This window comes from Rhizobium leguminosarum, assembly GCF_010668065.1.
Classification (GTDB): Bacteria; Pseudomonadota; Alphaproteobacteria; order Rhizobiales; family Rhizobiaceae; genus Rhizobium; species Rhizobium leguminosarum_S.
The window spans coordinates 169,883-192,432 of sequence record NZ_WUEN01000008.1 but is presented as its reverse complement, the minus strand read 5'-3'; the positions used below and the strand labels follow the sequence as shown (position 1 = coordinate 192,432).

Here is a 22,550-nt window from a genome sequence, read left to right as displayed (position 1 = left end):
CCTAGATAATAGCGGGAGTGGACGCTGGCCTACCCTGCGTGCAAGATGCCGGCAGATGCGGAACTGCCTATGACGAAGAAAACTGATCGGACCCGTAAAATCCGCTGGCTCGTGCTCGCCTTGGCGGCGGCTTCGCTATGCCTTGGCGCTCTCGCGCCGGTGCATGTCGCCGAAGCCCAGGAGCAGCGCTATCAGCGCCGGTCGATCTTCGATTTCTTCCTTGGCCGACGCTATCTCGACGACGGCCCGCAAGCTCCTGACGTCCAGCAGCCGAGACGCCAGCAGCGCAAACGCCCGCCAGCGCAGAAAGCCATCGTCAATACCCGCACTGCACCGCCGGTCCGCGCTCCCGTACAGGAGGAGGAGCCGGTCGTACAGAAGCTCGGCGACGCCCGAAAGATCCTGATCGTCGGCGATTTCCTGGCCAGCGGCCTCGGCGACGGCCTCACCGCCGCCTTCGAGACCTCACCGGGTGTCGTCGTCGAAGCCCGCGGCAACGTCTCATCGGGTCTTGTCCGCGACGATTATTACGACTGGCCGGAACAACTGCTGAAGATGATCGACGAGCTGAAGCCGGCAATGGTCGTCGTCATGATCGGCGCCAACGACCGCCAGCAGATGGTCACCGACACCGCCAAGGAAAAATTCCGCACCGATGCCTGGTTCACCGAATACCGCCGCCGCGTGCTTTCCTTCGGCAAGGAGGTCACCGACCGCAAGATCCCGCTGCTCTGGGTCGGTCTTCCCGCCTTCGAATCCGATTCGATGACGGCCGATGCCGTCCAGATGAACCAGCTCTACCGCAACCAGGTCGAAAGCATCGGCGGCGAATTCGTCGACATCTGGGATGGTTTCGTCGATGAAAACGGCAACTTCATCGTCACCGGTTCGGATGTGAACGGCCAGCAGGTGCGCCTGCGCACCTCCGATGGCATCAACCTTACCCAGGCCGGCCGGCGCAAGCTCGCCTTCTATGTGGAAAAACCGGCCCGGCGTCTTCTCGGCACCCAGGCGAGCCCCGATCTGGTCCGCCTCGACTCCAGCAATCTGCCCGGCCTCGGCCTTCCCGCCAATCCGGTCGAACATACCGTGCCGATCAGCCTCTCCGATCCCAATCTGGACGGCGGCGCCGAGCTTCTCGGCGCCAGGCCGCCGCCTATGACTTTGACGCGGTCGCCGCGTGACCTGCTTGTCGAGCAGGGCGAAATGACGCCCGCACCTCCCGGCCGCGTTGACGATTACCGCCTGCCGGCGGTTAAGGCGCCGGCCGAAGTCTCGGTCAAGTGAAAATGCCCTGCGAGGTGGCTGCCGGCTCCTTCTGAACTCGCGCCTGGCGGAAAATCTCGCTTCCCGGCATTGCCTAAGGCTTGCGGCGCACGGCCTCCGCGTCAAGCGATCGCAACACGGCGCCACGTCCTGTCGGACACGGCGCACCATGAAAAAACTCCGCCGGAGCGGCGGAGTTCGTGTCTTCGGGAGGTCTGTGCGGCTGACGCTCAGTTCGGCAGGACGGTCGAGCCCATCAATTCCTCGTCGATGGCACGCGCCGCCTGGCGGCCTTCACGAATCGCCCAGACCACCAGCGATTGACCGCGGCGCACGTCGCCCGCCGTCCAGAACTTGTCGACCGAAGTCTTGTAGTCGCGGTCGTTGGCGACGACGTTGGTCGAGCCGCGCTTATCGGTGTTGAGCGTCAGCTTGCCGTCGAGCTCCTTCAGCACGCTGCCGGTAAACGGGCCACGGAAACCGATGGCGATGAAGGCGAGATCGGCCCGGATGACGAATTCCGTGCCTGGAACCGGCCGCCGGCGCTCGTCGACCTCGCAGCACTTGACGCCGGTGAGCACACCGTCTTCGCCGACGAATTCAAGAGTTGCCACCTGGAATTCACGCACGGCGCCCTCGGCCTGCGAGGAAGAGGTGCGCATCTTCGTTGCCCAGAACGGCCAGACGGCAAGCTTGTCTTCCTTCTCCGGCGGCTGCGGCCGGATGTCGAGCTGGGTGACCCTGACGGCGCCTTGGCGGAACGCGGTGCCAACACAGTCCGAAGCCGTATCGCCGCCGCCGACGACGACGATATGTTTGGCGCCGGCAAGGATCGGATCCGACGGCCAGCCGACGCTGTCGATGTTCTCGCGACCGACGCGGCGGTTTTGCTGCACCAGATAGGGCATCGCATCATGCACGCCCGCAAGTTCGGTGCCCGGAATGCCCGCCTCGCGCGGCGTCTCGGAGCCGCCACAGTAAAGCACGGCGTCGTGATCGATGAGCAATTGCTCGACCTTGACGTCGACGCCGATATTGACGCCGCAATGGAAGGTGACGCCCTCGCACTTCATCTGCTCGACGCGGCGGTCGATGAAGTTCTTCTCCATCTTGAAATCGGGAATGCCGTAACGCAGCAGTCCGCCCGGCTTGGTCTCGCGCTCATAGAGATGCACCTCGTGACCGGCGCGGCCGAGCTGCTGGGCGGCCGCCATGCCGGCGGGGCCGGAGCCGATGACGGCGACCTTCTTGCCGGTATGGACCGTGGCCGGCTGCGGACGGATGAAGCCGAGCTCATAGGCCTTGTCGGCGATCGCCTGCTCGACCGTCTTGATGGCGACCGGCGCATCCTCGAGGTTCAACGTGCAGGCTTCCTCGCAGGGCGCCGGGCAGACGCGACCGGTGAACTCAGGGAAGTTGTTGGTCGAATGCAGGTTCTGTATCGCCGCTTCCCAGTTGTTGTTGTAGACGAGGTCGTTCCAATCGGGAATCTGGTTGTGAACAGGGCAGCCGGTCGGGCCGTGGCAATAGGGGATGCCACAGTCCATGCAGCGCGCGGCCTGTTTCTGCACTTCCGGGTCCGACATCGGGATCGTGAACTCGCGGAAATGACGGATACGATCCGACGCCGGCTGGTACTTCGCCACCTGCCGGTCGATTTCCAGAAACCCTGTTACCTTACCCATATCTTCGTCCCTTACCCTCATGACCGCCTCACCGCAGCCAATCTGTCTATCGTCAGTCCCGGTACCCGGGGCAAGTTGCTTGTCTTGACCGTCATTGGACCATATCCCCTGAAAGACATCCGTACGATCTGAACAGCTTTCGCCGTCGGTGTGATCGTCACGGGTCATCGAGATATTTTCGTCACCCGTCACCTGCAGTCAGCAGGTGACGGATGTCCGGTGCAATTCATTCCGCGGCGATACCCATCCGGCTGCGCTCCATTTCCTCGAGCGCACGCCTGTATTCGACCGGCATGACCTTGCGGAATTTCGGGCGGTAATCGGCCCAGTTGTCCAGGATCTCAGTGGCGCGGGCCGAGCCCGTATAATGCAGATGGTTGGAGATCAGCTGGTAGAGACGCTCCTCGTCATGGCGCGTCATGTCGCCGGAGACGTCGACGCGTCCCTTGTGCATGAGATCACCGCCGTGATGATGCAGCTTCTCCAGCATGTCGTCCTCCTCGGGCACCGGCTCGAGCTCGACCATCGCCATGTTGCAGCGGCTGGCGAAATCACCGGTTTCATCGAGCACGTAGGCGACACCGCCGGACATGCCGGCCGCAAAGTTGCGGCCCGTGGCGCCGAGCACGACGACGACGCCGCCGGTCATGTATTCGCAGCCGTGGTCGCCGACACCCTCAACGATGGCGATCGCGCCCGAATTGCGCACGGCGAAACGTTCGCCCGCCACACCGCGGAAGTAGCATTCGCCCTCGGTCGCACCGTAAAGCACGGTGTTGCCGACGATGATCGAGTCCTCGGCCACGATCCTCGAATTCTCCGGCGGCCGGATGATGATCTTGCCGCCCGAAAGGCCCTTGCCGACATAGTCGTTACCGTCGCCGATCAGGTTGAAGGTGACGCCGCGCGCCAGGAAGGCGCCGAAGCTCTGCCCCGCCGTGCCGCGAAGCGTCACATTGATCGTGTCTTCCTTCAGCCCGCGATGGCGGAAGCGCTTGGCGACCTCGCCGGAAAGCATCGCTCCGGCCGAACGGTCGACGTTCTTGATGCCGACCTCGAAGGCGACGGGCGTCTTGGCCGTCAGTGCCGGTTGCGCCTGCTCGATCAGCACGCGGTCGAGAATATCGTCGATCGGGTGCTTCTGCCGGCTCGTCCAGAAGGTCTCTTCCTTGGGAGCGTCGACCTTGTGGAAGATGCGGCTGAAGTCGAGGCCCTTCGCCTTCCAGTGGTTCAGCATCTCGTCCTTCTCCAGCAGCTCCGAGGCGCCGATGATCTGGTCAAGCCGGGTGAAGCCCAGCGAGGCGAGGATTTCGCGCACTTCGTTGGCGACGAAGAAGAAGTAGTTGATGACGTGCTCCGGCGCGCCCTTGAAGCGCTTGCGCAGCACCGGATCCTGGGTCGCCACGCCCACCGGACAGGTGTTGAGATGGCACTTGCGCATCATGATGCAGCCGGCGGCAATCAGCGGCGCGGTGGCAAAGCCGAACTCGTCGGCTCCAAGCAGCGCCCCGATGATGACGTCGCGGCCGGTCTTCAGGCCGCCGTCCACCTGCAGGGCGACGCGCGAACGCAAGCCGTTCAGCACCAGCGTCTGCTGGGTCTCGGCAAGGCCGATTTCCCAGGGGCTGCCGGCATGTTTGAGCGAGGTCAGCGGCGACGCGCCCGTGCCGCCGTCGAAGCCGGCGACCGTGATATGGTCGGCGCGCGCCTTGGCGACGCCAGCAGCAACCGTGCCGACGCCGACTTCCGAGACCAGCTTGACCGAAACATCGGCAGTCGGGTTGACGTTCTTCAGATCGTAGATCAGCTGCGCCAGATCTTCGATCGAATAGATGTCGTGGTGCGGCGGCGGCGAAATCAGGCCGACACCCGGCGTCGAATGGCGGGTCTTGGCAACCGTCGCGTCAACCTTGTGACCCGGCAGCTGGCCGCCTTCGCCAGGCTTGGCGCCCTGCGCCACCTTGATCTGCAGCACGTCGGCATTGACGAGATATTCGGTGGTGACGCCGAAGCGGCCCGAGGCGATCTGCTTGATCGCCGAACGTTCCGGGTTCATCGAACCATTGGCCAGCGGTATATAGCGGTCGGATTCTTCGCCGCCCTCGCCGGTGTTCGACTTGCCGCCGATCCGGTTCATGGCGATCGCCAGCGTCGTATGCGCCTCCCTGGAAATCGAGCCGAAGGACATCGCCCCCGTCGAGAACCGCTTGACGATATCGGCCGCCGGCTCGACCTCGTCGATCGATACCGGCGTGCGGCCGAGCGCCTCGGCGCTCTTCATCTTGAAGAGGCCGCGAATCGTGTTCATGCGCAGCGCCGAATTGTTCACCATGTCGGCGAATTCGCGGTAGCGGTCCTCGGCATTGCCGCGCACCGCATGCTGAAGGGCCGCAACCGCATCCGGCGTCCAGGCATGACTTTCGCCGCGCATGCGGTAGGCATATTCGCCGCCGATGTCGAGCGTCGTGGCAAGAAGCGGATCGGTGCCGAAGGCCGCATTATGGCGGGCGACGGTCTCTGCGGCAATCGCCTCGAGGCCGACGCCCTCGATCATCGTCGCGGTGCCGAAGAAGTATTTGTCGATGAACTCCGACTGCAGGCCGATCGCATCGAAGATCTGCGCGCCGCAATAGGACTGATAGGTCGAGATGCCCATCTTCGACATGACCTTGAGGATGCCTTTGCCGACCGCCTTGATGTAGCGGTAGACGATTTCGGAAGCATCCACTTCCTTCGGGAATTCGCCCTTGGCATGCATGTCGAGCAGCGTGTCGAAGGCGAGATAGGGGTTGATCGCCTCGGCGCCGTAGCCGGCGAGCAGGCAGAAATGATGGACTTCGCGCGGCTCTCCGGTCTCGACGACGAGACCGACCGAGGTGCGCAGCCCCTTGCGGATCAGATAGTGATGCACGGCAGCTGTGGCGAGCAACGCGGGAATGGCGATGCGGTCCGGCCCGATCTGGCGGTCGGAGAGCACGATGATGTTGTAGCCGCCCTTGACGGCCGCTTCCGCGCGCTCGCAGAGCCGGTCGAGCATTTCGGGCATGCCTTCGGCGCCGCGCTCGATATCATAGGTGAAATCGAGCGTCTTGGTGTCGAAACGGTCTTCCGTGTGACCGATCGAGCGGATCTTCTCGAGATCGCCATTGGTCAGGATCGGCTGACGCACCTCGAGCCGCTTGGCGTTCGCCGCCCCCTCATGATCGAGAATGTTCGGCCGCGGCCCGATGAAGGAAACCAGGCTCATGACCAGTTCCTCGCGGATCGGGTCGATCGGCGGGTTGGTCACCTGCGCGAAGTTCTGCTTGAAATAGGTGTAGAGCAGCTTCGGCTTTTCCGACATCGCCGAGATCGGCGTATCCGTGCCCATCGAGCCGATCGCTTCCTGGCCGGTCGTCGCCATCGGCGACATCAGGATGCGTGTATCCTCGAGCGTGTAGCCGAAAGCCTGCTGGCGGTCGAGCAGCGACACGTCGCGGCGCAGCGCCCGCGGTTCCACCGGCTTCAGGTCTTCGAGGATGAGCTGGGTGCGGTTGAGCCAGCTGCGATAGGGATGGGCCGTCGCCAGCTGCGACTTCACCTCGTCGTCGGAGATGATGCGGCCTTCTTCCATATCGATCAGCAGCATCTTGCCCGGCTGCAGGCGCCACTTCTGGATGATCTTCTCCTCCGGAACCGGCAGCACGCCGGCTTCGGACGCCATGATGACGCGGTCGTCATCGGTGACGAGGTAGCGCGCCGGCCGCAGGCCGTTGCGGTCGAGCGTCGCGCCGATCTGCTTGCCGTCGGTGAAGGCGACGGCAGCCGGCCCGTCCCAGGGCTCCATCAGTGCCGCATGATATTCGTAGAAGGCCTTGCGTTCGGCCGCCATCGACTGGTTGCCGGCCCAGGCTTCCGGGATCAGCATCATCACAGCATGCGCCATCGAATAACCGCCGCGCACCAGGAATTCGAGCGCGTTGTCAAAACAGGCCGTGTCCGACTGCCCCTCGTAGGAGATCGGCCAGAGCTTGGAGATGTCCTCGCCGAACAGCGGTGAGGAGACCGACGCCTGGCGCGCCGCCATCCAGTTGACATTGCCGCGCAGCGTGTTGATCTCGCCGTTATGGGCGACCATGCGATAGGGATGCGCGAGCTTCCACGACGGGAAGGTGTTGGTCGAGAAGCGCTGGTGCACCAGGGCGACCGCGCTTTCGAAACGCGGATCCGACAGGTCCTTGTAATAGACGCCGACCTGATAGGCCAGGAACATGCCCTTGTAGACCACCGTCGCCGACGACAGCGATACCGGATAGAAATTGCTCTCCTCGCCGTCGAACTCGTCATAGATGCGGTTGGAGATTACCTTGCGCAGCGTGAACAGCCGACGCTCGAACTCGTCGTTGCTTTCGGCATCCTCGCCGGCGCCGATGAAGACCTGCACATGATGCGGCTCGGTTGCGGCAATGGCCGGCGCCTTGGACAGCGAGGAATTGTCGACGGGCACATCGCGGAAGCCGATGAAGACCTGACCTTCCTCGGTGATGACGTCCTTGATCACCTTCTTGAAGTGCTCGATCTGCTTTTCATCGCGCGGCATGAAGATATGGCCGACGCCATATTCGCCAACCGGCGGCAGGGTGATGCCCTGCTCGGCCATCTCCTCGCGGAAGAAACGGTCGGGGATCTGCATCAGGATGCCAGCGCCGTCACCCATCAGCGGATCGGCGCCGACGGCGCCGCGATGCGTCAGGTTCTCGAGGATGAACAGGCCATCCTTGACGATCTGGTGCGACTTCTGGCCCTTCATATGCGCGACGAAGCCGACGCCGCAGGCATCATGTTCGTTGCGCGGATCGTAGAGGCCCTGTTTCTTCGGCAGGCCGGAGGCGGATTTGGAGATATTGGCCGTCGCGCGCAGATTAGCAGCAGCAAACCGGTCAACTTCCATGGATGGCGTCTTCGTCATCATCTTTCCTCCTGTCGAAGCCCGCGGGGCCGCGGGCGGCTTTTCGTCCCGCGCCGCAACCCGAAGATAGGTTCGGCGCATGACAGCGCTGTTGCATTGTGAAGATCGGCCGCAGACATCTGCTTTTGAAGGAAAGCAAACCGTCGCGTTCCGCGCCTGCCATTCGCCTCCGCGCGCCGCCCCTTGAGGCTTGACACTCGGAAGAACTATAGCGTGAAAGCCGGTCTGTTCCAGGGCTTTCGGCGCCTCTTCGGTCATAAAGGCCAAAATAGGACAGCAACACTGTCCTAATTCATCAGTTCTATGCCAGAAAGCATTCGGCTCTGCAAGAGCGCTCCGTTAAAAAACGTCAATTTGCGACGGAAGATTGCCCGGGTAGCGGCGATGACGAAATAAAATTACGCCGAGACGCATTATTTTGTTTATTGATTGCGTAGTTCAATTTCCGTGATGTGTCGCGGGCGACAACCTTGATCCTGTGAAGCTTTGGCGTAATGTCCGCTGCGGACTTTGCCAACCCCTTCCTTTCTCACGGTTTCCCCACATGTTCTTTGCTTCCGATAACTGGGCCGGCGCCCACAAATCCATTGCCGAACGTCTGCTGACGGAATCGGCCGGCTTTGCCGCCGCCTATGGCGCCGGCGATCTCGACAGGAAGGTCGAGGCCCGTTTTTCCGAGATCTTCGAGCGCGAGGTTTCGATCTTCTTCGTCGCTACCGGCACGGCCGCCAACTCGCTGTCGCTGGCAAGCGTCCAGCGCCCCGGTGGCATCACCTTCTGCCATTCGGAGGCCCATGTGATCGAGGATGAATGCGGCGCGCCGGAATTTTTCTCCGGCTCCGCCCGCCTCGTTGCCGTTGACGGCGAAGCCGGCAAGATCGATCCGGCAAAGCTTTCGGCGAAGATCGCAAGCTTTCCCGAGGACGCCGTCCATCACGGCCGCGCCAGCGCGGTGACCATCACCCAGGCGACGGAGATCGGCACCGTCTATTCCCTGCCGGAGATCGGCGAGATCGCCGCCATATCAAGGAAGCGCAATCTGCCGCTCCACATGGACGGCGCCCGCTTCGCCAACGCCCTGGTCGCACTCGGCGCCACCCCGGCCGAAATGACCTGGAAGCGCGGCGTCGACATGCTGTCCTTCGGCGGCACCAAGAACGGCTGCTGGTGTGCCGAAGCGATCGTCTTCTTCAATCCGGATCAAGCCCGGGAAATGCCCTTCATCCGCAAGCGCGCCGCACAGCTCTTCTCCAAGTCGCGTTTCATCGCCGCTCAGTTCGATGCCTATTTCGAAGACGGCCTCTGGCTCGATCTCGCCCGCCATTCGAACGGCATGGCCGACCGGCTGCGCTCCGGCATCGGCACAAGCAACTCCGCCCGCCTCGCCTGGCCGACCGCATCCAACGAAGTCTTTGCCGTCGTCAGCAAAAGTGCCGCAAAAACTGCGGAGGAAAAGGGCGCGAAATTTTACGCATGGCCGGTCCCGGCGGCAACGCCCGAACTTGTTTCCGAAAGCGAAACCCTGATCCGCCTCGTCACCAGTTTCGCGACCACCGAAGCGGACGTGGATGGTTTTCTGAAATGCCTGGCCGCCTGATCCCCCGAAAGGCCCGCCAGGTTGGCAGGCCTTTCGGTGACGGGCAAGGAATCACGCCGACCTCAGTCCCCTCACCTTTTGCAGAATATCCTCCGACAGTGCTGAAACCAGAGCTTGGTCAGCGCCCTTACGCGGCACCAGCACGAATTCCACGTCCTCCAGCACCGGAAGTTTTCCCGCAGCGATCTCCTTCAGGCCGGACGGCGCCATGCTGCGCGGCTGCACCAGCACGCCCATCCCGGCCCGCGCCGCCGCCGTCAGCCCGCTCAGGCTGCCGCAGGTGCAGACGATCCGCCACGGCACCCCGTTTCGTCCGAGTGCTTCGAGCGCGATCACCCGTGTGACGCTCGGCGGCGGAAAGGCGATCAGCGGCAAAGGGCCGGAGGCAAGCACACGCTCGGGATCGCGCGCCAGCCAGACGAGCGGCTCGCGATAGACGAGCTTTCCGCGCGCATCGCCGAGCCGGCGCTTGGCGAGCACCAGATCGATCTCGCCATTGTCCTGCATCTCGTAAAGCACGCCGGACAGCGCAACCGTCAGCTCCAGGTCGACCGAAGGGTGCGAACGAACGAAATCCTCGAGCACCGCCGGCAGCTGGCTGGTGACGAAATCCTCCGACACGCCGAGCCGCAGACTGCCGCGCAGGCTGTTGTTCTTAAACAGCGACTGTACCTGTCCCTCGATCGAAAGCATGGCGCGCGCATGCGACAGCAGCGCCTCGCCATCGCCGGTCAACATCACCTTATGCGTATCGCGCGCCAGCAGCCTGCGCCCGAGTGCCGTCTCCAGCCGCTGGATGTGCTGGCTGACTGTCGACTGCCCGAGGCCCAACCTTTCTGCGGCGAGCGTAAAACTGCCCATCTGTTCGACGGCGACGAAACTGCGCAATTGCGAAAGGTCCAGCATGATCCAGATTCTCGATAACTGTTATTCCTTGCATCCTGGATCATAATGCACGACAGAACAATGACTGTTTTATCAAGCCGCGAGACCGCCATGCGCCGCTTTCTGCCCGATACATTCACCATCCTGCTCGTCTGCACCGTCATCCTTGCCTCGTTGCTGCCGGCAAGCGGCACATTTGCGGATTATTTCGGCATCGCCACCGATCTCGCCATCGCGCTGCTGTTTTTCCTGCATGGCGCCCGCCTGTCGCGCGACGTGGTCATATCCGGCCTGCTGCACTGGCGCCTGCATATCGTCATCCTGCTGACGACCTTCGGCATCTTCCCGCTGCTCGGCATGGCGCTCGGGCTGATTCCCGACACCATCCTGCCGCAGCCGCTTTATCTCGGCATCCTCTTCCTCTGCGTGCTGCCGTCGACGGTGCAGTCGTCGATCGCCTTTACCTCGATGGCGGGCGGCAACGTACCGGCCGCCATCTGCTCGGCCTCGGCATCCAACATCTTCGGCATGTTCCTGACGCCGCTGCTCGTCGGCCTGCTGTTTTCCGTCGGCGGCCATGGCGGCTTCTCCTTCGACGCGTTGGAGCAGATCCTGCTGCAGCTGCTTGCCCCCTTTATTGTCGGCCAGATCCTGCAGCCCTGGATCGGCGACTGGATCCGCGCCAAGAAGAAGATCCTGATGCCTGTCGACCGCGGCTCGATCCTGATGGTCGTCTATCTTGCCTTCAGCACGGCGGTGGTCGAGGGCCTGTGGCACACCTTCTCGATCGCCGATATCGCCGTCGTCATCGTCGCCGACATGGTTCTGCTGGCGATTGTCCTGGTGCTGACGATGTTCGGCAGCCGCTGGCTGGGCTTCAACAAGGCCGACGAGATCACCATCACTTTCTGCGGCTCGAAGAAGAGCCTCGCAAGCGGCGTGCCGATGGCGAACGTCATCTTCGCCGGCCAGTCGATCGGCGCGATCGTGCTTCCGCTGATGCTGTTCCACCAGATCCAGCTGATGGTCTGCGCCGTTATTGCCCAGAAATACGCCGCCGCCGCAGCCCGCCGCGCAACGGAAAAAGAGATGAAAGAGGCCGGCAGCCCGGCCTGAACAAATAATAAAAACGGCGCCCCGATGGAGCGCCGTTCGTTTTATCCGATAAGTATGTGATTAGCCGTTGATGATCTGCGCTTCGATGGCCTTCGGAGCCTCGACCGGTTCTGCGGCAATCGTAATCTTGCGGGGCTTCATGGCCTCGGGAATGTTGCGCAGAAGGTCGATGTGCAGCAGGCCGTTCTTCAGCGAAGCGGCGGTCACCTCGACATGATCGGCAAGCTGGAAGCGGCGCTCGAAGGCGCGCTTGGCAATGCCTCGGTAGAGGAATTCGCCGCTTTCGGCAGGTTCCTCGCTCTTTTCACCCTTCACCGACAGCACATGGGCATGGGCTTCGATCGAAAGTTCAGTTTCGTCGAAACCGGCAACGGCCATGGTGATGCGATAGGTGTTTTCACCGGTACGCTCGATATTATAGGGCGGATAGGTCTGCGCCTGCTCCGGTTGGGCAAGGCTGTCGAGCATGGTGAAAAGCCGGTCGAAACCGACGGTCGAACGATAAAGGGGAGAGAAGTCTACGTGACGCATGATGTCCTCCTGTGGAAGCGACGTGTTGCGATGAAATGCCCCTGAGACCCCATCTTTGGCGGCCTTGGGACGGTTGCGCAGGCCCTGTTCGGCACCCGCAGAAAGGAAATGGTGATGGGATTCGAGGAGTTCAAGACCTTTTTGCATTCGCCTTGATCGGCCCGTGAACCCCGCATGAACGACCGGTTCGGAGCACGTTCAGGCGCATTCGCTTAAGAATTTAGGCGTCGGGTGAATCTGGTCCGATGGCTGAAGTGCATCGTCCCTTCTTCTTCAGTCTCAACTTCGGCCGGCCGCGAGCACCCTCATGCTCCTGCCGGCCCTTTTCCCACGCGACTGCGTCGCGCGTCTGAAAAACGGCCTTGCGGGCGCGCCGCTTTCCAAGCCGGATGCCATGCGCTATCCCTGATGCGAAGCAGTCAGCAGCGGCGCATTGGCAAAGTCATGGATCAGGTTCTCTATTCGACGCCCGATAATCCCGCCCCGGAAAACCGCACGGAGGGGTTCTTCGAAACCCATGACGGCCAGCAGCTGCGTTACGCCGTCTTCCGCTCGAGTGGCCAGATTGCCAAAGGTACCGTCGTCATCCTGCACGGCCGAAACGAATATATCGAGAAATATTTCGAGACGATCCGCGACCTGACGGCCAAGGGTCTCTGGGTCGCGACCTTCGACCTGCGCGGCCAGGGCCGTTCATCACGGCTCATGAAGCGCCGCAACCACGGCCACATCCGCCGCTTTGCCGATTACGAGCGTGATCTCGATACCTTCCTGGAAAAGGTGGTGCTGCCCGATACCCGCCTGCCCTTCTATCTGCTCGCGCATTCCACTGGCGGCCTGATCGCACTCTCGGCCGCCCCCTATCTCACCACTCGTATCGATCGCATGGTGCTGTCGGCGCCCTTCATCGGCCTGACCGGCCAGTCGGCCTCCCCTCGCGTCATCCGCGCTCTCGCCGGCACGCTGACTGCCCTCGGCCTCGGCTTCCTGCCGCTGACCTCGAAACTGAAGGAGCCGAACTTCAGCGACAACCCGCTGACCTCGGACGAACACCGTTTCGAGCGCAATGTCGCGATGATGAAGGCCTATCCGGAATTGACGCTCGGGCCGCCGACGGCCCGCTGGCTGATCGAGGCTTTCCGCACGATGGACCGGGTCACCTCACCCTATCATCTCTTCTCGATCACCATTCCGACCATCGTCATCGCCCCGACGCGTGACGGTGTCGTGCCCTATACGGCGCAGGAGCGGCTTTCGCGTTATTTCCGCGCCGGCCAGTTGGTGCCGATCAACGGCGCCCGTCACGAGATCTTCCAGGAGCGCGATATCTATCGCGCCGCCGCCCTTGCGGCTTTCCACGCCTTCATTCCCGGCAGCGATGCCGAAGAAAACCAGGACGTCGCCGCCCTCGGTACGTGACCGGTCAGCGCTGTTGACCGGGGGATCAGCGCTGCAGGATGGCGATTGCCTGTTCGTAGACTGCCCGGCTGCCGGCAGCGATGATCGAGCCGCCGTTTTCCGGCCGTCCGCCGTCCCAGGTGGTGATGATGCCACCAGCCCCCTCGATGACGGGAATGATGCCGCCGACGTCATAGGGCTTCAGGCTGTTTTCGACGACCAGATCGACATGGCCGGCGGCAAGCAGCGCATAGGCATAGCAGTCGCAGCCATAGCGGAAGAGCCGTACCTGGCTCTCGATCTCGCGGTATTTCTCCATCTCCTCGCCGGCAAAGAGATGCGGCGAGGTGGTGAACAGGATGGCGTTCGAAAGCGCGTCGCACTGGCGCGTCGCCAGCCGCCGTTCGCCCTCGGGCCCGGTATAGATCGAGCCGTTCTGGTCGGCGAAATAACGCTCGCCGGTAAAGGGCTGCTCGATCATGCCCATGATCGCCCGGCCATCCTTCTGCAGGCCGATCAGCGTTCCCCATACCGGCACGCCGGAGATGAAGGCGCGCGTGCCGTCGATCGGATCGATCACCCAGACATATTCACGGTCGAGCCCGACATTGCCATGTTCCTCGCCGAGAATGCCGTGGCCGGGGAAATTCTCCTCGATCAGCGCCCGGATGGCGAGTTCGGCCGCCCGGTCGCCCTCCGTCACCGGATCAAAACCCGAGGAAAGCTTGTTCGTGACATCGAGGCCGGAGCGGAAACGCGGCAGCGTCTCGGCTCGGGCGGCTTCCGCCAGGCGGTTAAAGAACGAACGGTCAGGAAACATGATGGATCCGTTTGGCTGGCGGGAATGGCGCTTTTCATAGCGAAAAGCAACGGGAATGCAAACGCAGCAGGCAATCTGGCTCTAACTGCCCAAAGATATCGCAGCGCAATATATTGCTTGACATTTGTGCAATGCAATAGTAGCGTCTTCATACAGTCTTCTGACTGTAAATACCCTCCTTGGGTGTTTCCTCCCTAGACTTAGCCGCGCTCACAAGCGCGGTTTTTTTTGGCCGGGAAGACGTAGGCCAGATGCCAGCGACATCGAAAAAGAGAGCTATTCGGCGGCCAGCGCCCGCTCGCCGGCAAATTTCTCAACATATTCCGCCATCTGCTGCATGAAGTCCGTGACGGCATCAGCCACTGCGGCGAAATCCTCGCGTTTCTCCAGCGTCAGCTCATCGACATAGATCGCCCGGTTAACTTCGATCTGCAGCGCGTGCAGGCCGCGCGAGGGGCGGCCGTAATGTTCGGTGATGAAGCCGCCGGCATAGGGCTTGTTGCGGATCGCAGCGAAGCCCATTTCCTCGAGGATGGCGATGGCCGCGCGCGAAAGTTCGGCCGAAGCGCTGGTGCCGTAGCGATCACCGATGATGAAATCCGGTCGCGCAGTGCTGCCGGCAACGCGCACATTGCCGGGCATCGAGTGGCAGTCGATCAACACGCCGAAGCCGAACTGCACATGCGTTCGCGCAATCAGCCGGCGGAGCGCCGCATGATAGGGCTTGTAGACCGCTTCGACGCGGTCTAACCCCTCCTGCACCGGCAGGCGCCGCGCATAGATCTCCATGTTTTCGGCGACGATGCGCGGAATGGTGCCGAGCCCGCCGGCGACCCTGAGCGAATTGACATTGGCATAGGGCGGCAGTAGCCCGTCGAACATCCGCGGATCGAGCTCGTAGGGCTCGCGATTGACGTCGAGATAGGCCCGCGGAAAGTTGGCCGCCAGCAGCGGCGCGCCGAGTGCGACGGCCGAGCCGAAGAGCTCGTCGACATAGTGATCCTCGGAACGGCGGATGGCGATGCCCTCCAGCCTGGACTGGGCGATAAATTCCGGTGGATAAATGCGGCCGCTATGGGGGGAGTTGTAGACGAAGGGAATGGTGTGCGACACGGGCTCATGAACCTCAAAAAGCTCGTATTCGCGTATTTCCGGCACTTTCGGCCCTCTTTACCATGTCATGAACTGACTGCTTGGCCCATGTTGCCAGTTGCCCGGCCGCAAGTCCATACTATGTAGAAGGGATGGCGGTCACGCACAGACAATTCACCGGTTGTTTACCGGGTAAAGACTAGTGTAAACGGCTGGCAGCCCACCAAAAACCTATGGATCGCGGTCTGGATTGATGACTCAGAAGATACTTCTCGCCGAAGACGACAACGACATGCGCCGCTTCCTGGTGAAAGCGCTCGAAAAGGCCGGCTACAAGGTCCTTTCCTATGACAATGGCGCCAGCGCCTATGACCGGCTGCGCGAGGAGCCGTTTTCCTTGCTGCTGACCGATATCGTCATGCCCGAGATGGACGGCATCGAACTGGCGCGCCGCGCCACCGAGCTCGACCCCGACCTGAAGGTGATGTTCATCACCGGTTTTGCCGCCGTGGCGCTGAACCCTGATTCGAAGGCGCCAAAGGATGCCAAGGTCCTTTCCAAGCCTTTCCACCTGCGCGATCTCGTCGACGAGGTCAACAAGATGCTTGCCGCGTAAGGCTTGCCGGGCGGCGCGTCACAAAACTGAAAAAAGCCTATTGACGGCTCCGAAGGTTTTGTGATCTATGCGCCGCCATCGGATGGGCGTGTAGCTCAGCGGGAGAGCACTACGTTGACATCGTAGGGGTCACAGGTTCAATCCCTGTCACGCCCACCATCCGATCTCCCTGACATTGTTGAGAAATCCCCGCCGTGGGGATTTTCTAATTCTTGAGGCTGGCACGCGCTCCAAATCCGGCACTTTGCGGAGCGAGGGCTCCACATAATGGGCCGGATTCAATTGGCTGTGGGATAGCCCCACACGTGGCAAATTGAGGGCGTATGACGCAAAGGACGCGGACACGGAAGGCAATATCCATATTCCTCGGCGTCGCCCTGGTTGGGGCTGGCCTCCTCGGTTTCGGTTATATGCAGTTTCATGTCGTCGAACCTGTCAGCATCAAGCTTTGGCTGATTCCGATCACGATCCTCGCGGCTGGGGCAGCGATCCTCTGGGACGACTTGAAAAATCCCTAGCGAGACGATTGCTCTTTCCGTTCGACGCCCGAGCGGCCGCCGGCAAGCTGTGAAAAGGGCAAATAGCGCAATTCCAGCAAAACTGCGCGCCAAGATCTTCATCGCTTCTCGTCGAGGCGACGCATCGTCAGCCACCGATCACTTCCAGTTAGAACCTGAGGCCAATATCGGCATGCCCCCCGGCAAACCCTGGCGGTCACCTGGCCTTTCCCGATTCGTGCAGATTGCAGTTATGGGGTGTTCGCATATGAGGACGTGCTTACGCGATCGTCGATTGCATACCGCTGCCGAAAGTTCAGCCCTTCGTTGCCCGAGCGTCCGGACGCGCGGTTTTGTGACGGATAGATGACGAGTTTGTGACAAAAATCGTGTGATTTCAGCAACATAGCCGTGCCGGCCTGCTGTCATGACCGACAATTTCGTTGCAGTGCAACATCCCCTATGTAACTTCCGCGGCGAGGCAGGCACCGAGCCAAAACGGTGCCGCTTCGGTCACACGGGTTGAAGACACGTAGGGACTGCCGAGGGCAGACGGTCTTCATCCTCTTGCATCTGAACTGGAGGTTTATTCCATGAACATCAAGAGCCTTCTTCTCGGCTCCGCTGCTGCACTTGCAGTAGTATCCGGCGCTCAGGCTGCCGACGCTATCGTTGCTGCCGAGCCGGAACCGGTTGAATACGTTCGCGTCTGCGACGCTTACGGCACCGGCTACTTCTACATCCCGGGCACCGAAACCTGCCTCAAGATCAACGGCTACGTCCGTTTCCAGGTTGACGTTGCTCCGAACGCCAGCTCGATCGGCGCCGGCGGCGGTGGTTCTGTCGCCAACGACTCGGACTGGGATGCCCGTACGCGTGGTCAGGTTCAGTTTACCGCCAAGAGCGACACCGAATATGGTCCGCTGACCGGCGTCATCGTCATGCAGTTCAATGCTGACAACGCTTCGGCTCAGAAGGCGATCCTCGACTCCGCTTACATCGACATCGCCGGTTTCCGCGCTGGTCTGTTCTACAGCTGGTGGGACGACGGCCTCTCCGGCGAAACCGACGACATCGGCTCGCCGGTCACGCTGCACAACTCCATCCGTTATCAGTACGAAACCGACGCCTTCTACGCTGGCATCAGCGTTGACGAGCTGGAAGACAGCCCGTTCTACGACGGCGAAACCGCCAACAACGTCGGCGTTGCAGTCGGTCTCGGCGGCAAGGCTGGTGCATTCAGCTACCAGATCACTGCTGGCTACGACACCGACAACGAAGAAGGCGCCGTCCGCGCTATGGGTACGGTTGCTGTCGGTCCGGGCACGCTCGGCCTCGCAGTCGTCTACGCAACCAACCCAAACGCCTATTACAACAAGGCTGAATGGGCGATCGCCGCTGAATACGCCATCAAGGCGACTGACAAGCTGAAGATCACCCCGGCCGTTCAGTACTACGACAACTACGGCATCACCGCTGGCGAGTTCAACGACGACGTTAGCGCCTGGAAGGCCGGCGTGACGATCGACTACCAGATCGTCGAGAACCTCTCCACGAAGATTTCGGTTCAGTACCTCGATCCGGACAATGCTAGCGACGTCACTTCGGGCTTCTTCCGCCTGCAGCGCGCGTTCTGATAAAAGGCTGCCGGCTAGAACAGGATCATTTTAGGCCGGGTCGGCCTAAAATCTGAATCCTGTCCTAAATTATCCGGTAGCTACAAATTCCTGATCTGACTGACCTCCGATCGGGAAAGAATGGGCCTGGACTTCCCTGCCTGGGCCCATTCCCCTTGACCAGACGTGTGTCCAAGACGGCACGCTCGATGAGTGCCTTGCCACTGTCGTATCACATCGGTTCGTTGCCGATGTCCGGCAGCCTATGTCGTTGCTGGATCTTGTGACCAGCAAGTTCAACCAACTTTTCACTGATCTGCCGCCGATCGTCGAGCGAGCCCCGCGGCCGCCGACAAAATTTTTGCGCCTCAGCTATAACGGCGCCAAATTCGGACACAGAGCCATGCCATGGCGAACCGAGGGTGAGGTAGTGATTCGCCTCGCCACGACATGGGGTTTGAGATCGAAATGAAGTTATCCGCGCTTGCCGCTGCCGCCCTTTTTTCCGCCGTCCTCGCCTTGCCGGCCTCTGCCGCGCCGGCCGCGCCCGCAGAGACCTTTCCTGGCGCTCCCGGCGTCATTACGCTTTCCGGCAAATGCGCCAAGCTGGTCGTCGCCAAATTCGACGCCACCAAGGGCTGCAAGAACGAGCTTGCCAGCGTCACGCTGGCCAATGGCGTGGTGACCTTCATCTTCACCTCGGATGGCAAAGCGCTGGGCTTCCAGGGCGACGGCAGCGGCATCAAGCCTGCCTCCAATGGTAATGCCCGCCTGCCGCTCAGCCTCGTCACCACGGGTGTCGGCAACAAGATGACCGGAGAGGTCAAGGTCGCCGGCTTCTGCACCTTCGGCAACCCCTATGCCGGCAAGCCGATCGCGATCGAATGCACCGCCGAAAGCAAAGACTCCTCCTTCACCGGCAGTTTCCGTACTGGCGGCAAGCTGGTGAAGAAGGGTAAGTAGCCGCCCTCAGGCGCACCAGGCACTGCCGGCGGCCCCTGGCTTGCGTGCCAGGCCCTCATTGATCAGCTGCACGCCGAAAGAGCGCCCGTCGCGCGAGACGACGCGCGGCGCGCCAGAGGGCTCGGCCTTACCCGCCGCATTCATGGTGAAGGGTCCGGCGTTCAGAAGCGCCAGCAGCCGCGACTTGGCGGCAAAGGCCACCCGGCGCTCGCCGTCGCAGCGCGCCTGGTCGACCACTGGGCTTGCCATGTCAGCAATCACGATCTTCTCGCCTTTGTACCAGAAGACGCCACCGTCGCCGACGCAATTGATATGGGCGCCTTGCCCGCAATAGCCGAAAGCGACTGTCCCGGTTTGCGAAACGGCAGCGGGGGCCAGCGGCGGTACTGCCTTTATCGGCTGGATCATCGGCGTCGGGATCGCGGCCGGCGGCAGCGGCAGCGGTTGCGGCACTGCGACTTTCGACGTGGGAGCGGCAAGCGCCACCTGCTTCGGCGGCGCGTCCTTCCTGACGACAGGCCTCGGCTCCGCCGTGTCCCGTGTGATCGGCGTCGATGGTCTTGCAAGCATCGGCTGGATGCTCTTCCAATGGTCGTGGGCGACGATGCCGCCGATCGCGGCAATGCCGATCACCGCCCAGGGCAGCAATCCGCCACCGCTGCTGCGCGCTTTGCTCTTTCCTCTCGCCGGCGCCTTGCGGCGGCCGCGTGTCGCTGTCTTGGCCATCTGTCCGATTCCCGTGAGGTCGGGATTATCGCTGCCCAATCCTTTCCGAAAGGTTGGCGCGGCGACAGGATGATGCCTGGTTCGCCGAACTTTCCCACCAATGACATGAACGCGCCGGCGCGCACCGGAGAGACCAACGGCACTGCCGAAACGCACGCGGCGAAAAAGCTGAACAAATTCCGCGCTCAGACGTTAGCCAGCGAAAAATTCCATCTTTCTGGGGGAAAAATCTATGGATCTTATTATCGCCGACATAATACCGGAGTCGCGTATCCACTATCCCGTCATTTTCGCCCGCCTCTTCGGCGCCATCGTCTTCGGCGGGCTGATCGGCTTCGAGCGTGAGGCCCGCGACCGCCCGGCAGGCTTCCGCACCCATATTCTGATCAGTCTTGCCGCTGCCCTCTTCGCCATCATCTCGATCGAGGCCGTGCACATGCCGGGTTTTACCGATGACGAGCAGGTGCGCATCGATCCGCTACGTGTCATAGAGGCGGTGACCGCCGGCGTCGCCTTTCTTGCCGCCGGCATGATCGTCTTTGCAAGAGGTCGGGTGCATGGGCTGACGACGGGAGCCGGCATGTGGCTCTCCGGCGCCATCGGCCTCGCCATGGGCTTCGGCTATTGGCCGATCGCCTTCTTCACGACAATCGTCGCCATCTGCGTACTCTTCGCCTTCGGTAAACTCGAACAACGGTTCGGCTTTAATTCCGGACAGCGTGTCGATCGCGATGAACACAAATAGAAAAACAGAGCGCCCGGTATCATGCCGGGCGCTCGTGTTGTTGGAGTCGTTGTCTGTCAGTCATTCAGCGCGTGTTGCCGAAGGATCGCTTTTCCCAACCGATGCGGTGCCGCCGATGGCGGAGAGCGGCTTCTGGCGTTTGCCGATATCGATGCGCTCGTCCGCCGCCTCGCGTATGGCCTGCCATTCATTTTCGTGCCGGATGAAGATCTCGCGGGGCACAAAGTTGATCGTCATATGTTTTTCACCCTGTTTCAAATCTACCCGTCAGCGCCGGAGGCTTCCGGAATACCCGTTATTTCTTGGTGTCTGCATTGCCCTTGATGTCGGGGCCACCCTTGGAAAGATCCGCGCCGGTAACATGGGCCGGCACGTGAATGTCGTGGTAGACGCCGGGCGTCAGTGTCAGGTCGACATGATGCGGCGGAAGCACCTGCGCCTTCTGCATGCGGTTCGGCTTCGCCCGCTTCATGCGGTCCGACGCCTCCGTACGTTTGTCGGGAAGATGGGTCGAAGTGTGCATCATCGGCCTCCTTTTTTAAGCTCAACCAGGGCCTAACGGGCGGGCATCAGGATGGTTCCAAAAAAAATCACCCAATCGCGGTGTGACGACCGGCCTTGACTGGCCCGCGAAGTTCATTACCTAGTGCCTATCCCGCAGCCTTCCAGACATCGGCTGACGGGGAACTTTGGTGCCGGGCCCCTCTGGCGAGAGTTTTTACGGCGCTCTCGTGATGTCGGTACCGCCTGCAGCTTAGCCGGCGGATTTTTCATCGATGAACAAGCTCACCATGCCTGACCCGCGTGCCCGTTGTGGCGTGCCGCGTTTTTCCACTATATCGACCCTCTTCAACACGATTTGCGGCCGCGAGGTGCGGCCATGAATCAACCCGTGACCCAATCCTCGCTCAGCTATTTCCGCTGGGCTTTCATCGTCACTGCCCTCGGCCTCGTTCTCGGCGCGGTGCTCGGCTGGCAGACGACCGGCACGATCGGCGGCATGGCGACCGTCTTCTTCATCTGCACGGTGCTTGCGGTGCTGGAGATCTCGCTCTCCTTCGACAATGCGATCGTCAACGCCAACAAGCTGAAGGAGATGACACCGGTCTGGCAGCAGCGCTTCCTCACCTGGGGCATCATCATCGCCGTCTTCGGCATGCGCATCGTCTTCCCGCTGGCAATCGTCGCGATCGCGGCACGGATCGGCCCCTGGGATGCTCTGGTGCTTGCCGCACGCGAGCCGGCCGAATATGCCCGCATCATGAACGACGCGCATCTGCCGATCGCAGCCTTCGGCGGCACCTTCCTGATGATGGTCGGCCTCAACTACTTCTTTGACTACAAGAAGGAAATCCACTGGCTTCCCGGCCTGGAAAGGGTGATGGCGCGTTCGGCCGCCATCAAGGGTATCGAAATCGCCGTCGTGCTGGTGCTGATGCTGGTTTTCTCCTGGCTGATCGGCGGGGAGGAAGCCACCGTCTTCGTCAATTGCGCCCTCTACGGCCTGCTCACCTTCCTCGCGGTCGAGGTGGTCGGCGGGCTGCTCGATGCCTCGCAAAAGACGATGAGTGCCGCCGCCAAGGGCGGTCTTGGCGCCTTCATCTATCTGGAGGTGCTGGATGCGAGCTTTTCCTTCGACGGCGTCATCGGCGCCTTCGCGCTGACGCAGAACCTCTTCGTCATCGCGATCGGCCTCGGCATCGGCGCCATGTACGTGCGCTCGATGACGATCATGCTGGTGGAGAAGGGAACGCTTGCCGAATACCGCTATCTCGAGCATGGCGCCTTCTACGCCATCCTGATCCTCTCGGTGATCATGTATGCGCAGACCCTAGTCCACATCCCCGAGGTCATCACCGGGCTCGGCGGCGCGGCCTTGATCGGCCTGTCCCTCTGGTCGTCCATCCGCCACAACAGGCGCGAAAGGGTGGAGGATCATGGCGCTCGGCAGGAGAAACTTCACGCCTGACGATGCAAGAAGCCGCGGTGCGCGACGCCCTTGCAGCTAAAAATAAAGCCCGCGACCATCCGGTTGCGGGCTAATTCATT

At 61.7% G+C, this 22,550-nt stretch carries 19 protein-coding genes and 1 tRNA gene; 11 read left to right on the top strand and 9 right to left on the bottom strand.

Annotated features, from left to right (window positions below; all coding sequences use genetic code 11):
• Nucleotides 1–45 precede the first annotated feature (45 nt).
• The gene (locus GR198_RS22115; protein WP_029871901.1) at nt 46–1,287 is read left to right on the top strand and encodes an SGNH/GDSL hydrolase family protein; all 1,242 of its coding nucleotides are present in this window, start codon (nt 46–48) and stop codon (nt 1,285–1,287) included.
• Nucleotides 1,288–1,496: 209 nt separating this feature from the next.
• On the opposite strand, the gene GR198_RS22110 is transcribed toward GR198_RS22115, so the two are convergent.
• Nucleotides 1,497–2,951 carry a glutamate synthase subunit beta gene (locus GR198_RS22110; protein ID WP_164069590.1) on the bottom strand — a complete coding sequence of 485 codons (1,455 nt, stop codon included), beginning with the start codon at nt 2,949–2,951 and terminating at the stop codon, nt 1,497–1,499.
• Nucleotides 2,952–3,177: 226 nt separating this feature from the next.
• Nucleotides 3,178–7,902 carry a glutamate synthase large subunit gene (gltB, locus tag GR198_RS22105; protein WP_029871899.1) on the bottom strand — a complete coding sequence of 1,575 codons (4,725 nt, stop codon included), beginning with the start codon at nt 7,900–7,902 and terminating at the stop codon, nt 3,178–3,180.
• 541 nt (nt 7,903–8,443) lie between these two features.
• On the opposite strand from gltB, the gene GR198_RS22100 reads away from it, so the two are divergent.
• Nucleotides 8,444–9,496 (top strand): threonine aldolase family protein, encoded by a 1,053-nt coding sequence (locus tag GR198_RS22100; protein ID WP_011653496.1) that lies wholly within the window; start codon nt 8,444–8,446, stop codon nt 9,494–9,496.
• Between the two features lie 51 nt (nt 9,497–9,547).
• Here GR198_RS22100 and GR198_RS22095 read toward each other — a convergent pair whose 3' ends face one another.
• Entirely contained in the window at nt 9,548–10,402 is an 855-nt protein-coding gene (locus GR198_RS22095) for a LysR substrate-binding domain-containing protein (protein ID WP_024322337.1), read from the bottom strand.
• A gap of 45 nt (nt 10,403–10,447) precedes the next feature.
• Between GR198_RS22095 and GR198_RS22090 the strand changes: the two genes are divergently transcribed.
• Nucleotides 10,448–11,497 carry a bile acid:sodium symporter family protein gene (locus tag GR198_RS22090; protein WP_032983918.1) on the top strand — a complete coding sequence of 350 codons (1,050 nt, stop codon included), beginning with the start codon at nt 10,448–10,450 and terminating at the stop codon, nt 11,495–11,497.
• Between the two features lie 60 nt (nt 11,498–11,557).
• Here GR198_RS22090 and GR198_RS22085 read toward each other — a convergent pair whose 3' ends face one another.
• Entirely contained in the window at nt 11,558–12,028 is a 471-nt protein-coding gene (locus tag GR198_RS22085; RefSeq protein ID WP_011653499.1) for an Hsp20 family protein, read from the bottom strand.
• Between the two features lie 444 nt (nt 12,029–12,472).
• Between GR198_RS22085 and GR198_RS22080 the strand changes: the two genes are divergently transcribed.
• Complete coding sequence (locus tag GR198_RS22080; RefSeq protein ID WP_029871898.1) at nt 12,473–13,447, top strand: alpha/beta fold hydrolase; 975 nt, start codon at nt 12,473–12,475, stop codon at nt 13,445–13,447.
• A gap of 25 nt (nt 13,448–13,472) precedes the next feature.
• On the opposite strand, the gene hisN is transcribed toward GR198_RS22080, so the two are convergent.
• Complete coding sequence (gene hisN / locus GR198_RS22075; protein WP_028742275.1) at nt 13,473–14,246, bottom strand: histidinol-phosphatase; 774 nt, start codon at nt 14,244–14,246, stop codon at nt 13,473–13,475.
• Nucleotides 14,247–14,522: 276 nt separating this feature from the next.
• On the bottom strand, nt 14,523–15,404 hold the full coding sequence (locus GR198_RS22070) for an N-formylglutamate amidohydrolase (RefSeq protein ID WP_029871897.1): 882 nt from the start codon (nt 15,402–15,404) through the stop codon (nt 14,523–14,525).
• 187 nt (nt 15,405–15,591) lie between these two features.
• Between GR198_RS22070 and cpdR1 the strand changes: the two genes are divergently transcribed.
• From cpdR1 to GR198_RS22045, 5 genes are all read left to right on the top strand, one after another.
• On the top strand, nt 15,592–15,954 hold the full coding sequence (gene cpdR1 / locus GR198_RS22065; protein WP_003542883.1) for a response regulator CpdR1: 363 nt from the start codon (nt 15,592–15,594) through the stop codon (nt 15,952–15,954).
• Between the two features lie 84 nt (nt 15,955–16,038).
• Nucleotides 16,039–16,113, top strand: a tRNA-Val gene (locus tag GR198_RS22060).
• Nucleotides 16,114–16,277: 164 nt separating this feature from the next.
• Nucleotides 16,278–16,472, top strand: a complete 195-nt coding sequence (locus GR198_RS36265) for a hypothetical protein (RefSeq protein ID WP_029871896.1) — start codon at nt 16,278–16,280, stop codon at nt 16,470–16,472.
• A gap of 572 nt (nt 16,473–17,044) precedes the next feature.
• Nucleotides 17,045–18,088, top strand: coding sequence for a porin (locus tag GR198_RS22050; protein ID WP_029871895.1), 1,044 nt, complete (start codon nt 17,045–17,047; stop codon nt 18,086–18,088).
• 447 nt (nt 18,089–18,535) lie between these two features.
• Entirely contained in the window at nt 18,536–19,030 is a 495-nt protein-coding gene (locus tag GR198_RS22045) for a hypothetical protein (RefSeq protein WP_172643807.1), read from the top strand.
• 6 nt (nt 19,031–19,036) lie between these two features.
• Here GR198_RS22045 and GR198_RS22040 read toward each other — a convergent pair whose 3' ends face one another.
• Nucleotides 19,037–19,756, bottom strand: coding sequence for a hypothetical protein (locus GR198_RS22040; RefSeq protein WP_029871894.1), 720 nt, complete (start codon nt 19,754–19,756; stop codon nt 19,037–19,039).
• A 232-nt stretch (nt 19,757–19,988) separates the two neighbouring features.
• On the opposite strand from GR198_RS22040, the gene GR198_RS22035 reads away from it, so the two are divergent.
• Nucleotides 19,989–20,501, top strand: a complete 513-nt coding sequence (locus GR198_RS22035; protein WP_029871893.1) for an MgtC/SapB family protein — start codon at nt 19,989–19,991, stop codon at nt 20,499–20,501.
• A gap of 60 nt (nt 20,502–20,561) precedes the next feature.
• Here the strand turns inward: GR198_RS22035 and GR198_RS35470 are convergent, their stop codons facing one another.
• Together GR198_RS35470 and GR198_RS22030 are read right to left on the bottom strand one after the other, a co-directional pair.
• Nucleotides 20,562–20,738, bottom strand: coding sequence for a hypothetical protein (locus tag GR198_RS35470; protein WP_172643806.1), 177 nt, complete (start codon nt 20,736–20,738; stop codon nt 20,562–20,564).
• A gap of 58 nt (nt 20,739–20,796) precedes the next feature.
• On the bottom strand, nt 20,797–21,027 hold the full coding sequence (locus GR198_RS22030; protein ID WP_029871892.1) for a hypothetical protein: 231 nt from the start codon (nt 21,025–21,027) through the stop codon (nt 20,797–20,799).
• A 354-nt stretch (nt 21,028–21,381) separates the two neighbouring features.
• Here GR198_RS22030 and GR198_RS22025 point away from each other — a divergent pair, with 354 nt between their 5' ends.
• Complete coding sequence (locus GR198_RS22025) at nt 21,382–22,470, top strand: DUF475 domain-containing protein (RefSeq protein ID WP_029871891.1); 1,089 nt, start codon at nt 21,382–21,384, stop codon at nt 22,468–22,470.
• The last annotated feature ends 80 nt before the right edge of the window (nt 22,471–22,550 follow it).